Source organism: Paenibacillus sp. MABNR03 (assembly GCF_050455445.1).
Lineage (GTDB): Bacteria > Bacillota > Bacilli > Paenibacillales > Paenibacillaceae > Paenibacillus > Paenibacillus xylanilyticus.
In genome coordinates, this window is sequence record NZ_JBCIYR010000003.1 from 947,210 (window position 1) to 960,998 (window position 13,789).

The 13,789-nt window shown below is 46.1% G+C and carries 12 protein-coding genes; 11 read left to right on the forward strand and 1 reads right to left on the reverse strand.

What is annotated here, in order from left to right; all coding sequences use genetic code 11:
- Position 1 precedes the first annotated feature (1 nt).
- From purT to AAIH57_RS19625, 11 genes are all read left to right on the forward strand, one after another.
- A complete protein-coding gene (gene purT, locus AAIH57_RS19575) occupies positions 2-1,189 on the forward strand; it encodes a formate-dependent phosphoribosylglycinamide formyltransferase (protein ID WP_430022688.1) in 1,188 nt (395 codons plus the stop codon).
- A complete protein-coding gene (locus AAIH57_RS19580; protein ID WP_175397913.1) occupies positions 1,179-1,637 on the forward strand; it encodes a GNAT family N-acetyltransferase in 459 nt (152 codons plus the stop codon). The genes purT and AAIH57_RS19580 overlap by 11 nt, the downstream gene beginning before the upstream one ends.
- A 449-nt stretch (positions 1,638-2,086) precedes the next feature.
- Positions 2,087-2,863, forward strand: a complete 777-nt coding sequence (locus tag AAIH57_RS19585) for a CAP domain-containing protein (RefSeq protein ID WP_175397914.1) — start codon at positions 2,087-2,089, stop codon at positions 2,861-2,863.
- Positions 2,864-3,098: 235 nt separating this feature from the next.
- Positions 3,099-3,965 (forward strand): GDSL-type esterase/lipase family protein, encoded by an 867-nt coding sequence (locus AAIH57_RS19590; protein ID WP_175397915.1) that lies wholly within the window; start codon positions 3,099-3,101, stop codon positions 3,963-3,965.
- Entirely contained in the window at positions 3,965-4,930 is a 966-nt protein-coding gene (locus AAIH57_RS19595) for an ABC transporter ATP-binding protein (protein WP_175397916.1), read from the forward strand. The genes AAIH57_RS19590 and AAIH57_RS19595 overlap by 1 nt, the downstream gene beginning before the upstream one ends.
- On the forward strand, positions 4,923-5,912 hold the full coding sequence (locus AAIH57_RS19600) for an ABC transporter permease (RefSeq protein ID WP_175397917.1): 990 nt from the start codon (positions 4,923-4,925) through the stop codon (positions 5,910-5,912). Before AAIH57_RS19595 ends, AAIH57_RS19600 begins: the two co-directional genes overlap by 8 nt.
- 76 nt (positions 5,913-5,988) lie before the next feature.
- The gene (parE, locus tag AAIH57_RS19605) at positions 5,989-7,968 is read left to right on the forward strand and encodes a DNA topoisomerase IV subunit B (protein ID WP_175397918.1); all 1,980 of its coding nucleotides are present in this window, start codon (positions 5,989-5,991) and stop codon (positions 7,966-7,968) included.
- 12 nt (positions 7,969-7,980) lie between these two features.
- Positions 7,981-10,443, forward strand: coding sequence for a DNA gyrase subunit A (gene gyrA, locus AAIH57_RS19610; protein WP_175397919.1), 2,463 nt, complete (start codon positions 7,981-7,983; stop codon positions 10,441-10,443).
- Between the two features lie 229 nt (positions 10,444-10,672).
- A complete protein-coding gene (locus tag AAIH57_RS19615; protein WP_175397920.1) occupies positions 10,673-11,113 on the forward strand; it encodes a MarR family winged helix-turn-helix transcriptional regulator in 441 nt (146 codons plus the stop codon).
- A 237-nt stretch (positions 11,114-11,350) separates the two neighbouring features.
- Positions 11,351-11,797, forward strand: a complete 447-nt coding sequence (locus tag AAIH57_RS19620; RefSeq protein ID WP_175397921.1) for a MarR family winged helix-turn-helix transcriptional regulator — start codon at positions 11,351-11,353, stop codon at positions 11,795-11,797.
- On the forward strand, positions 11,794-13,305 hold the full coding sequence (locus tag AAIH57_RS19625; protein WP_175397922.1) for a DHA2 family efflux MFS transporter permease subunit: 1,512 nt from the start codon (positions 11,794-11,796) through the stop codon (positions 13,303-13,305). Before AAIH57_RS19620 ends, AAIH57_RS19625 begins: the two co-directional genes overlap by 4 nt.
- Positions 13,306-13,441: 136 nt before the next feature.
- On the opposite strand, the gene AAIH57_RS19630 is transcribed toward AAIH57_RS19625, so the two are convergent.
- Positions 13,442-13,783, reverse strand: a complete 342-nt coding sequence (locus AAIH57_RS19630; RefSeq protein WP_175397923.1) for an MGMT family protein — start codon at positions 13,781-13,783, stop codon at positions 13,442-13,444.
- Positions 13,784-13,789: the final 6 nt, after the last annotated feature.

The following is a 13,789-nucleotide window of genomic DNA, read 5'->3' on the forward strand; positions in this document are numbered from 1 at the left end:
CATGTGGGGTGCTCCTTTTACGGCTCAAGCCAAAAAAATGCTGCTGTTGGGCAGCGGAGAATTGGGAAAAGAGGTCGTTATTGAGGCCCATCGACTGGGAGTAGAGACGATCGCTGTAGATCGTTATGACAATGCACCTGCCATGCAGGTTGCACACCGGTCTTACTGCATCGACATGTTAGATGCCGAAGCTTTGAAACAATTGATCCGTAAGGAAGAACCTCATTACATCGTACCTGAGATTGAAGCAATCGCAACAGAAGCCTTGCTGGAGCTTGAGGAAGAGGGATTTTGTGTTGTGCCTACGGCCCGTGCTGCCCGTTTAACCATGGACCGCGAAGGAATCCGCCGATTGGCAGCCGAACAACTGAACCTTCCGACAGCAGCTTATCTTTTTGCAAACAACCTAGAAGAGCTTCAAGAAGCGGTTCGTGAACTGGGTACACCTTGTGTGATCAAACCCCTGATGAGTTCTTCCGGCAAAGGGCAGAGTGTATGCCGCACGCCGGATGACGTAGAGAATTGCTGGAATATCGCTCTTTCTGGGGCGCGCGGCAAATCTGTACGTGTCATTGTGGAGAGTTTTGTGAAGTTTGATAGCGAAATAACGCTGCTCACTGTAAGATCCGTAACCGGAACCGTATTCTGTCCTCCGATTGGCCACATTCAAAAGGATGGGGATTATGTCGAATCTTGGCAGCCCCATGCCATGACGCCGCAGCAATGGGAGCAAGCTTGTCATATTGCCAAGTCTGTGACTGATGAACTCGGTGGTTATGGGCTGTTCGGAGTCGAGTTATTCCTGACATCCGACGGAGTCGTGTTTAGCGAGGTGTCACCTCGTCCGCATGATACAGGTATGGTTACCATGGTAACGCAAGACAGCTCCGAGTTTGCATTGCATGTGCGTGCAATTCTTGGTTTTCCGGTTACAGATGTACATCTGCTCACACCGGGAGCTTCAGCAACGCTGAAGGCGAATGTTGAAACAACTGACTTTACTGTAGGCGGGATTGAAGAAGCGCTGGCCCTTCCACGCACTCAGGTTCGTGTATTTGGCAAGCCTGAGACGAAAGTGGGACGCCGCATGGCTGTGGCACTTAGTGCTGGCCAGGATGTGGAGGAAGCTCGTAAAACGGCGGTTCAAGCCGCAAATATGCTGAAAGTGGAGGTAAATCATGTCCAATAATGCCCAGGCCCCTGTACTGATGATCCGAGAGTGTGAACTGCGAGATGCTGAAGCGGTAACGGGACTGATGCGCGAGGTCAGCTATCCGACAACAGCCAATGTTATGAAAGAGCGCATTGAAGGTTTGGAGAGCAATCCAAACGCATGCATGCTTGTTGCCGAAGTGGATGAACAAATTATTGGTATGATCGGCTTGCAATGTGTGCAAAGTCATGCCTATCCGGAACCTGCCGCTCAAATTACGTCCTTGATTGTAGGGCAGGAACATCGTGGAGGCGGCATTGGTCGTCGTCTGATGGCTCGTGCTGAGGACTGGGGCAGACAGCAAGGTGGGAAACAATTGTTTGTCACCGGTGCGAATCGTGAAGTTGCTTCATCAACATATTCTTTCTATGAGCATATTGGTTTCCAGAAGAGAGGATATCGTTTCAGTAAAGTCCTTCTATAGAAAGATTATTCTGAACTAAGGCACCAATTTGTCAATGAGATTGATGATTTATTGGTTCCTCGGGACATTCGGACAAGGTTAAGTTGTCTGGATGTCTTTTTTTTGGTTAAAAAAGGACGCCCCGCAAAGTATATTTTTCCGATATGATAATCCTTAAGCCAATCATTGAAGAAAAGTGGCAATTTCAACGTGTATAGAGATTATATTAAATATTCATTTAAGCATGCATAAATCCGATATATCTTTTATAGCAAGTATGGGTACATAACTCAATTCATGGTATGAGCCTTCATGATATAAACTTTTTCATTGCTTTTGAATCAAGACGAATGTTACAAAAAAGTAACTTTTCCATAATTTATAGGTTCACATCATCATTATGAATTGGTATACTGCTAGAGTATTCATTACAAAGTTGTAACTAATTAATTTTCGAGGAGATGAATTATTTGAAAAAGAACTTGTTGAAAACTGTCGTCACTGGTAGTCTGACAGCGGTATTGGCCGTAGGGATTATGATGCCCGCTTCTGCATCAGCTGCAGAGGTGTCCACATATAAAGCAACGTTTAAACTTACGGATGCTGCGAGTCTGAAAACAATGCTTGAAAAATGGATGAAAGACAACGGAATTACGGTATCGAATGGTCAAGTTGTTAAACAGCCAACAGCACAGCCAGAAACAACAAAACCAACAAAACCAGAAACAACAAAGCCAGAAACAACAAAACCAACGCAACCAACTCAAGAAGAGAAACCGGCTGCTACACCAACGAAAAAGCCTGAAAACAATGGCAGCACTGGTAATACAAGCAACACAGGTAACAACACCAGCAACAATAGTAATGAGTCGGCACAATCCGATTTCGCAGCACAGGTTGTAAAACTCGTTAATGCTGAACGTTCCAAAGCAGGTTTGAGCGCACTGGCTTCCGATTCGCTTCTGGATAAAGTCGCTCTTGCAAAAGCAAAAGACATGAGCAATAACAACTATTTTGATCACCAATCCCCAACGTACGGTTCTCCGTTTGACATGATGAAACAATTCGGAGTAACGTACAGCTATGCTGGAGAGAACATTGCCAAAGGTCAAAAAACGCCACAGGAAGTTGTTACTGCATGGATGAACAGTGAAGGACACCGTGCTAACATCCTGAGCAAAAACTTCACCAAAATCGGCGTTGGTTACTTCAACGGATACTGGGCTCAAGAATTTATCGGCAAATAATACATTTGAATGAAGAACATTCGAGTTGTAATCGAAAAAAAGGTTATGTCATCACAGCTAGGTCTGTGCATGGCATAGCCTTTTTTCATTACCAAAATTAGATGATGATTGAAGCGGCAAAATTTGCAAATTATCGACAGAACATTTATGTTATTTAGAAAAAGCGTCATCTTAATGTAAAACCATATTAAATTCTAAGTACCCAACCAGGTGTACATGAGCGGAGATGTGATGAATGAAAAGAAAAAACCTTGATTCAGCGCCATGGATCTGGAGAACAATCAGTACGGTATCCATCTTGGCAACGCTTTTGCTATTATTCGGTTTTGGTTACGCCATAAAAGACGTCATCTTTCCTACGGGAGATTCAACATTGGGAACGACTCAGCCATCAACTACGCCTGCTGATGAAGCAGGTAAACCTGCCGCTCCCATCGAGGATGGGAAGATTCGCATGGCAGTCATCGGTGATTCTCTGGCAAGAGGTACGGGCGACGATGAAGGACTTGGATTCGTACGACGTGCAGGAAACCTTCTGAAAGAACAAGGGTATCAAGTCCAGGTTCTTAACAATTTGGGAGTCAACGGTCTGAGGACTGACGCTTTACTGAATAAACTGGACGAACATGGCGTACGTTATGTCCTCCAGCAATCCAACTTTATTTTATTGTCCATTGGTGCTAACGATCTGTTCCAAGGGGGGCAGGTTTTGCAGGGGGAAGACCCGCCAACTGCTGAGCAATTGACTGCAGCATTACCTGAAACGTCCAAACGTCTTCAGGACATTTTGAAGAAAGTAAAAGAGATCAATCCGGACGCACAGATTGCATACATAGGGCTGTACAACCCGTTTGGTGATGTGAAGGAACTGGAGTTACCCGGAAATGCAGTTGTAGCTGCATGGAATAATGCTGCTCTTACAATTTTGAATCAAGAGGACAAAATGATGCTTGTACCAACCTTCGATCTGTTTGAGAACCATCTGGGCGAGTATCTTTCATCGGATCACTTCCACCCTAATGGTGCAGGATACGAGCAAATTGCAACTCGTATTGCACAGGAATATCAGGCTGAATCAGCGGCAGAAGGGAGCACAAAATAATGGCAGAACCACAGACCGATTCAGTACTTTCTGTACAGCAACTTAAGAAAAAGATTGGACGCAAATGGATTATTAAAGATGTCACTTTTGACGTCAAGCCTGGCGAGATTTTTGGTTTCCTTGGTCCTAATGGAGCGGGTAAAACGACAACCATTCGTATGCTAGTTGACCTAATCAAGCCGACAGAAGGTAAAATTAAGGTTTGCGGTTACGATGTGAATCGCGATCCAGAACGTGCATTGAAATATGTCGGTTCCATCGTTGAAAATCCGGAGGTATACACATACTTGACCGGTTGGGAGAATCTGGAGCACTTTGCCCGGATGCAGCCAGGTGTGGATCATGCCCGTATTCAGGAAGTGGTGGATATCGTTCGTCTTGACCAGCGAATTCATGATAAAGTAAGGACTTATTCATTAGGTATGCGTCAACGGCTGGGTATTGCTCAAGCGCTGCTTGGACGCCCGCGTTTGCTAATCCTGGATGAGCCCACAAACGGACTTGATCCCAAAGGGATTAAGGAACTTCGTGTCTTTATCAAGCAACTTGCAAGTGAAGGCATGGCTGTGTTTGTCAGCAGTCATCTATTGAGTGAAATCCAGCTTCTGTGTGATAGGGTTGCCATTATTAGCGCAGGCCGAGTTCTTGCGGTTGGAGGCGTAAACGAGTTAATCGAGGATCATTCCAAATTTGCCATTTGGCATGTTTCACCTTTTGATGAAGGGAAAAGAATGCTTCTTGACGCAGGTATTACGCTGATAGATCGCCCGGCTGAGGTGATGGATGATACCATTATTGCAGGGCTGGGGCCAAATGCAGTTGTTGCTGAAATGCATGAGGACCGTATACCCGGTCTGGTAAATCAGATGGTTCAAGCAGGAATTCAGGTTGAAGGTGTGCAGCGGATTCAGCCAACACTGGAACAATTATTTTTAAAGATGACAGAAGGTGAATCCATTGAGTAATATCATGCCCCTCATCCGAAATGAAACGATCAAGATGGTGAAGAAGAAACGTCTTTATATTATTTTTATCGTCCTTGCGGTCCTCGTTCCGATGTTTACGTATGCGCAGATGAAATCTGCGGAAAATAATCGTGACAAGTTCGGGGGAGATTGGCGGCTTGAACTTCAGCAGGCAATCACGGATAATCAGAATTCACTGGGCAGTGACCGGGTACCGGAGGAATATAAAAAATACAGAATGGTTTACATCCAGCAGATGCAATATTATCTGGAAAATGACGTGAATCCTGAAGAGCCCAATGGTGTCACCTTTACCCGGGAATTCATGAACAATGCTGTAGGCTTGTTTATTCCCCTGCTCATTATGGCCATTGCATCGGATCTGGTTTCGGGTGAGCGTACAACAGGTACCATCAAGATGCTGCTTACTCGTCCGGTGAAACGCTGGAAAGTACTGCTCAGTAAACTCATTACCCTGCTTATGTTTGTGTCTATAATCGTCGTATCTGCGTATATTATCTGTTACATCATCTCCGGTGCGGTATTTGGCTATAAAGGTTTCGGCATGCCGATTTTTACCGGATTCAAGGTCGTAGGCACCGATGTGGATATGTCTGCCGTACACGCCGTGGACCAATGGTTGTATCTTCTCATGCAGGCAGGATTAATTTGGTTTGTTAGTGTCATCGTGGCGATCCTGGCATTCATGGTTTCCGTCCTGGTCCGCAGTACTGCAGCAAGCATTGTCATTATGATGGCTGCACTTATAGCAGGCACAATTCTTACAAGCATGGCTGCATCCTGGCAGTCGGCCAAATACCTGTTCATGGTTAATCTGGAACTTCCGGATTATTTGTCTGGCGGGCTGCCGCCGATTGAAGGAATGAATTTGGGTTTTTCCCTTATTGTGCTTAGTGTTTGGGGCATTGCATCACTCATTGTGTCATTCCTTGTCTTTACGAAACGGGATATCTTGAATTAAAATGGACAAGGATAAGAAAACATCTGTTTGCATTTTAGGTATTTTTTTAGTTGCAAGTTAAGAAGGGGGAGCATGAATGGTCGAGCAAATCGATATGTCGGCAGGTTCGACAGGCGGAGGACAGGGGTCTTCAGGCTACGACGCGGACGACATTCAAGTACTTGAAGGACTGGTAGCGGTACGGAAACGGCCGGGGATGTACATCGGCAGCACCAGCACTTCAGGTCTTCATCATTTGGTATGGGAAATTGTAGACAACGCTGTCGACGAGCATCTCGCCAAATTCTGCTCCAAAATCGATATCACGCTGCATAAGGACGGTTCTATTACGGTTCAGGATAACGGAAGGGGAATTCCGACAGGTATACATAAAACAGGGATTCCTACTCCCCAGGTCGTGTTTACGATTTTGCACGCAGGCGGAAAGTTTGGTGGATCAGGATACAAGAAATCAGGTGGTCTGCACGGCGTAGGTGCTTCGGTTACAAACGCTTTGTCAGAGTGGCTTGAAGTCGAGATCTTCCGTGATGGCAAGATCCATCGTCAACGTTTCGAATATTGGCAGGACAAAAAGGGTGTCGAACATGTCGGGGAGCCGGTATCGGGTCTCGAAGTACTTGGTAATACCAACCGTACAGGGACTAAGGTTACGTTTAAACCCGATATTCGCGTTTTCCAAAACGGCATTCAATTGAATTATGATACACTGGCAGAGCGACTTCAGGAGATTGCTTTTCTGAACTCCGGGCTAAGAATTGTACTCAAAGACGAACGGTCAGGCAATCAGGACGAGTACATGTATGAAGGCGGAGCAAGCCAGTTTGTTGCTTATTTGAACGAAAATAAAGATGTACTGCATGATGTCATTCACTTCTATGCGGAGAAGGACGACATCGAAGTCGAAGTGGCAATCCAGTATAACGCAGGGTATACCGAAACGCTGGCTTCATTCGTTAACTCGATTCCCACAAGGGGCGGGGGTACACATGAGACCGGATTCAAAACAGCTTATACCCGTGTGATGAACGACTATGCAAGACGTACCAGCATGATTAAGGAAAAAGACAAAAACCTGGAAGGCAATGATCTGCGTGAAGGGATGATGGCCGTAATCAGCGTCAAAATGTCCGAAGTTGAGTTTGTTGGACAAACGAAAGATCAACTCGGCAGCGCTTCCGCTCGCAGTGCGGTCGATTCGGTCGTTTCGGAGAACATGCAGCGGTTTTTGGAAGAAAACCCGCAAGTAGCGCAGACGCTTATTCGCAAAGCGGTTCAAGCTTCCAAAGCAAGAGAAGCTGCGCGCAAAGCCCGGGACGAAATGCGTACAGGCAAAAAACGCAGCGAGAGTTCCAACCTGAATGGCAAGCTGACTCCAGCACAGTCCAAGGATTTTACCCGGAATGAGCTGTTTATTGTCGAAGGTGATTCTGCAGGCGGTTCTGCCAAACAGGGACGTGACTCGAAGATTCAGGCCATACTGCCTCTAAAGGGAAAACCGCTTAATCCGGAAAAATCAAAGCTGGCGGATATCCTCAAAAATGAGGAATATCGTGCGATTACAGCTGCGATCGGAGCGGGCATTGGGACTGAGTTTGCCGTTGAAGACAGCAATTATTCCAAAATCATAATCATGACCGATGCGGATACGGATGGCGCACATATTCAGGTGTTGCTGCTGACTTTCTTTTACCGTTATATGAAACCGTTGATTGATCAGGGTAAAGTGTTTATTGCTCAGCCGCCGCTCTATAAGCTCACCCGCAAATCCGGCAAAATGGCAAGTGTTCGTTATGCCTGGACGGATGATGAGCTGGCGAACTACATGAAGGAATTTGGAAACAATGTCGAACTTCAACGTTATAAAGGACTGGGTGAGATGAATCCGGATCAATTGTGGGAGACGACGATGAATCCGGAGACACGGACATTGCTTAAGGTGGAGATTGTAGATGCAGCCAAAGCCGAGCGCCGTGTATCAACACTTATGGGTGATAAAGTCGATCCGCGTAAACGCTGGATTGTAGAGAATGTCGACTTTACAGAGTACGAAGAATAGAAGGTGCTTGGAATGAGTCTATCAGAACAATTTATGCCGGCCTTTCTCGAAGAGGTCGTAGGTGACCGGTTCGGTCGCTACTCCAAATATATTATCCAGGATCGGGCCATTCCCGATGTCCGGGACGGATTGAAACCCGTGCAGCGTCGTATTCTGTATGCCATGTACGATTCCGGAAACACGCCTGAGAAGCCTTACCGCAAATCAGCAAAAACCGTTGGGGACGTTATGGGTAACTATCATCCCCACGGTGACTCATCCATCTATGAAGGTATGGTGCGGATGGCACAGCCATGGAAAATGGGCCATATGCTCGTGGACGGTCATGGCAACTGGGGATCGCAGGATGATGACCCTGCTGCAGCGATGCGTTATACGGAGGCCCGTTTGTCACCGATCGCGATGGAGATGCTGCGTGATATCGAGAAACGGACGGTTCTGTTTAAGGATAATTTTGATAATACGGCCAAGGAGCCGGTTGTACTTCCATCCCGGTATCCCAACCTGCTGGTGAATGGCGTAAGCGGTATTTCCTCCGGTTTTGCAACGGAGATTCCAACACATAATTTGCGTGAAGTCATTGATGCCTGCATTGCAGTGATGGAAAAACCATCGATTGAACTGGACGATATCATGATGTTTATCAAAGGCCCGGATTTCCCAACCGGTGGATTAATCATGGGCGGCGACGGAATTCTGGATGCTTATCGTACAGGCAAAGGTAGAATCTATCTCCGTTCCAAAACCGATATCGAAAACATGCGTGGCGGCAAGCAGCAGATCGTGATCACAGAGATCCCTTATCAAGTGGTTAAATCCCGTCTTGTCACAGCGATGGAGAATATCCGCCTTGAGAAAAAGGTGGAAGGTATTGCCGAAGTTCGTGATGAGAGTGGACGTGACGGTCTGCGCATTGTGGTTGAATTGAAAAAAGATGCAGATGCGCAAGGGATTTTGGCATATTTGCTGAAGAAAACCGATCTTCAGGTAACCTACAATTTCAACATGGTTGCGATTGTGAACAAGGCACCTCAGCAGCTTGGGTTGAAATCCATTCTGGAAGCCTATATTGCCCATCAGCGCGAGGTTGTGACATTCCGTACCAAGTATGAATTGGAGAAAGCGGAAGACCGTGCACATGTGCTGGAAGGTCTGGTCAAAGCTCTTAACATCCTTGACGAGGTCATCGCAGCAATCAAGGCATCCAAAAATCGTCAGGACGCACAAAATAACCTGATGTGGATGTTTGGTTTCTCGGAACGGCAGGCTGATTCCATTCTGACGCTGCAATTGTATCGTTTGACCAATCTGGAGATCACATCCCTCCAGAAAGAGCTTGATGATCTGATGAAAAAGATTGCACAACTGCGCTCCATTCTGGATAGTGACCGCAAGCTGATTGGCGTCATTCGCAAAGAATTGATGGAAATTCGGGAGAAATACGGGATAGACCGTCGTTCGGCCATTCAAGGCGAAGTGGAAGAGCTTAAAGTGAATCTCGAAGTGCTCGTCAATGCGGAAGATGTATTTGTGACATTATCCAAAGAAGGATATGTGAAGCGTACTGGCATGCAGTCCTTTACCCGTTCCGGAGGCGAACGCAACGGAAGCGGTGTGAAGGAAGGCGACTATATCTCCCAGGTGCTTGAAGTCAACACACTTGAAAACCTGCTTGTCTTTACGAAAAAGGGACAGTATTTCCTCCTGCCTGTTCATCAGGTACCGGAGTTCAAGTGGAAAGACCCTGGGACGGCAATAGTTAATGTTATTCCTTTAGCAAAAGATGATCGTATCGCGAGTGTGCTTGCGGTCAAATCGTTCGAAGAGGAAGGTCACAGTCTCGTCTTCGTCACACGCAAGGGCCAGGTGAAGCGTACCGAACTGAAAGAGTACGTGACCAAACGCTCCGGTGCTGTTGCTGCTTGCAAAGTGGGCAAGGACGATGAGGTATTATCCGTACATCTGAGCACGGGTGGCAAGGATATCATGCTGATTACCAAGGAAGCAATGGCGATCCGTTTCCGTGAGGACGAAGTTAATCCAATGGGGCGTGTATCCGGAGGTGTACGTGGTATTCAGTTAAAAGATACGGATGAAGTCGTTTCTGCCCTATGGGTGGAAGGTGATGAAGGCGAGATCGCCGTACTGTCCGATTTGGGTTATGGTAAACGTTCATTGTTGCTGGATTATGCATTGCAGAGTCGTGGAGGCAAAGGCATTGCGACATTTGAATTCAAGGAAGGCAAACGTGTGAAACCGAATGGCAGCCGCATAGCAGGGGCCTTCTACTGCAGGGAACAACGAAATGTAACGGTTATGACCAAAGAAGGGCAAGCTTATCCGATTTCTTCGGAAGGTGTACCGATTACGGAACGCAAACATATTGGCAAGCTGCTGGTTCACGTAGACAAACAGGATGAAATCGTGGAACTTCTCATGAATTTTGATGAGAACCAACCGGCATCAACTTCATAAAATGAATGAAAAAGACTTTTTGCACAGCAGGTTATTCTGTCGTGTGAAGAGTCTTTTTTTGTTGTTCAAACTCGGATTAAAAGAGGCTGAACATGCGAAGTTTAACAACCTTCGTCGATTACGGTCGATCGCTGGGAAATTGAAAAAATGCAGCAGGAATGCGGCTTTGGAGCGCGAAAAGTTAAGCTAGTGAAATGATAAACCGGGTTGCAGAGAGGAGCGATGCAAGATGTACAATTCCGATTTTGCCAAGTGCTGGTCAAGGCTCACCAAGGACTACAAACTGCATATGGATCATGAACTGGCCCCCTCATTAACAGAGGCACAACTGGCTGTGCTGGAGGTTCTTGAGGATCATCAGAAAATGAAGCCATCCGATCTGATTCCTTTTTTGGCTACAACACCTGCGGCGGTAACCATGCTGCTTGACCGAATGGAGAAGAATGATTTGATCCGCAGAGTACGGGATGATCAGGATCGTAGAATCGTGTGGGTATCCTTGTCTGACAAAGGACGTATGGAGACAGAACGGGGCATTGCCATTCGAAACGAATTTATGAACTCCGTACTGAGTAATATTTCAATGCACAACCAGCAGCTGCTCGTCTATCTGCTGGGTAAGATGACAACCCCAAAAACGAAGGAGCATGCTTTGTCTTCTACGTCTTAATGACGATGTATGGATAATGATAACCATGGAACTCTTGCTGATTAAAGCCGGAGGACTATGGTTATTTTAATTTTATCGTGTGTGTAGAGTTTTGCCAGCTTCGGATGACTTAGAATAAATTTTAAAATATTATATGTAAAGAGTTGACTATGTCATTATTTTTGTTATAATAAATAATTGTTCCCCTGATATTTCGTGTGCGAAATATTATATTCCAAAAGTAAAAAGGGTGAATTAATGACTGATACGTATGAAGTATTCTACATTATCAATTCGTTCCGGCAAGTAAATCAAATGCTGTTTCGAGCATTCTGGAATGAAAACAAGCAGATCGAGTTAACTTCAATTCAATTCATGGTGTTATCCATTTTGAAGGAGCGTCCATCCATTGGAATCAACGAAGTGGCTGAACTCTGTCATATGGGCAGCAGTTCGATGAGTGCTGTGGTTGAACGTCTGGTCAAAGGTGAGTACATCGTCCGGAGCCGTTCCCATTCCGATCGCCGATCCGTCATGCTGCAAATTACGGAAAAAGGGGATAAGGTACAGCAGGAAACACACCGTTTGTGGATGGAAAGAGTATCCCCCATATTGGATATTCCAAAAGAAGACCTTGAACACCTGCTAAGAATCCATACACAAATGATTGAAAAGTTAGAAGGAAGAGAGATGAACAACCCATGAGTACTACCGCTGCAGCTCCATCTTCTACGATGGACAACATTAAGAAGGGACCGATTGTAGCCGCACTTTTAATTGGTGCATTCGTAGCCTTCTTAAACCAAACCCTGATGAACGTAGCTCTTCCTAAAATCATGGAAGATCTCGCTATCGGGGCCAATACAGCCCAATGGCTGACAACAGGATACATGCTCGTCAATGGCGTGCTGATTCCGGTTACCGCATATCTCATCGCCAGATTTTCAACCCGCCAAATATTCATTACGGCGATGTCGTTATTTACCTTAGGAACACTGGTCTGCGGGATCAGTCCGAACTTTGCCGTCCTGATGGTCGGTCGTGTTATTCAAGCAGCAGGTGCAGGTATTCTGATGCCGCTGATGACCGTTGTATTCCTGACAATCTTCCCGATTGAAAAACGCGGTCAGGCCATGGGTACAATGGGGATCGCCATGATCCTTGCTCCGGCAATTGGACCGACACTATCCGGTTATATCGTTGAACATTATTCCTGGAGACTGTTGTTCTACATCATTTTGCCGTTCTCGGTTATTGCTACTGCAATCGGAATCGCATTTGTTAAAAATGTGACACGTCAATCCAAACCGAAGCTGGATTACCCAGGCGTTATTTTGTCCACACTTGGATTTGGTAGCTTGCTGTACGGCTTCAGTGATGCAGGTACAGATGGATGGGGAAGCGCAATTGTTATCAGCTGCCTGGTCGTAGGGGCCATATCGTTGATCCTGTTCGTTATTCGTCAGTTGACAACCGATCATCCACTGCTCGAGTTCCGCATTTTCAAATACAACATGTACACTTTAACAACAATTATTAATATGCTTGTGACAATGGCAATGTTTGCCGGTATGATTCTGCTTCCGATTTTCTTGCAAAATATTCGCGGCTTCTCACCAATTGAATCAGGCTTACTTATGATGCCGGGAGCAATCCTGATGGGGATTATGTCTCCAATTACAGGCCGCATCTTCGATAAAGTCGGCGCTCGCTGGCTGTCCGTTGCAGGTCTTGCGATTACAGCGATTACGACCTGGGGACTCAGCCGCCTGTCGATTGATACGACATATGGCTACATGATGTTTATCTATACTGCGCGTATGTTCGGTATGTCGATGTTGATGATGCCAATCCAGACTGCCGGGTTGAACCAACTGCCACAGCGTCTGAATGCTCACGGTACAGCAATGTCGAATACACTTCGTACGGTTGCAGGTGCAATCGGTACAGCCATTCTGGTTACGATCATGAGCAGCAAATTGAAAACACACTTGGCTGATACTCTTGCCTTGGGACAGATTAATCCCAAAGATCAAGCTGCTATGCTCGGTGCTACAGCGGATGCAACCATCTACGGTGTAAACTATGCCTTTACGGTAGCTACCTGGATGACCGTTGCAGCTATGCTGCTGGCGTTCTTTATCCGTAAAACGAAGCCAGCAATTGAACCAACACCGGTTGAACAACAACAAAAAGCGAATGCAACAGCTTAAAGGTAATTCAGCTATGATTATCTCGTAATGATTTGGAATACATCTATTTCATACAGTGATTAAATGAAAAATAGCCTCGACAGTTTTTTAAACTGCCGGGGCTATTTTTTGGTATACGGAATTGGGTGATATGTTATTACTCCGGATTCGCAGGCAGACCGCAAAAATCTGGCCCGGGATCATAACCAAACTGCTGGAGGTTAATGGTTCCATCCAGTTGAAATTCAACACCTTCGCTGATGAGCTCGGTCTCCTGCATCATGCGCGAGTGTTCATCAGGGATGGTAATCTCACCTTTGGCGTTCACGACACGGTGCCAGGGAAGGCGTTCCTTACGGCTCATGGAGTGAAGAATGCGCACTACCTGTCTGGCCGCACGTGGACTGCCCGCATGGGCTGCAATCTGGCCGTAGGTCATTACCTTACCTTCCGGTATGGCTGCGATAATGGCTACGACTTGTTTAGTGAACGGTGTCATATAAAT

Bases quoted from the DNA above. Each gene is read 5' to 3' on its own strand.
- purT (WP_430022688.1), top strand. From the start codon at position 2: ATGTGGGGTGCTCCTTTTACGGCTCAAGCCAAAAAAATGCTGCTGTTG.
- AAIH57_RS19580 (WP_175397913.1), top strand. From the start codon at position 1,179: ATGTCCAATAATGCCCAGGCCCCTGTACTGATGATCCGAGAGTGTGAA.
- AAIH57_RS19590 (WP_175397915.1), top strand. From the start codon at position 3,099: ATGAAAAGAAAAAACCTTGATTCAGCGCCATGGATCTGGAGAACAATC.
- AAIH57_RS19595 (WP_175397916.1), top strand. From the start codon at position 3,965: ATGGCAGAACCACAGACCGATTCAGTACTTTCTGTACAGCAACTTAAG.
- parE (WP_175397918.1), top strand. From the start codon at position 5,989: ATGGTCGAGCAAATCGATATGTCGGCAGGTTCGACAGGCGGAGGACAG.
- gyrA (WP_175397919.1), top strand. From the start codon at position 7,981: ATGAGTCTATCAGAACAATTTATGCCGGCCTTTCTCGAAGAGGTCGTA.
- AAIH57_RS19615 (WP_175397920.1), top strand. From the start codon at position 10,673: ATGTACAATTCCGATTTTGCCAAGTGCTGGTCAAGGCTCACCAAGGAC.
- AAIH57_RS19620 (WP_175397921.1), top strand. From the start codon at position 11,351: ATGACTGATACGTATGAAGTATTCTACATTATCAATTCGTTCCGGCAA.
- AAIH57_RS19625 (WP_175397922.1), top strand. From the start codon at position 11,794: ATGAGTACTACCGCTGCAGCTCCATCTTCTACGATGGACAACATTAAG.
- AAIH57_RS19630 (WP_175397923.1), bottom strand. From the start codon at position 13,783: ATGACACCGTTCACTAAACAAGTCGTAGCCATTATCGCAGCCATACCG.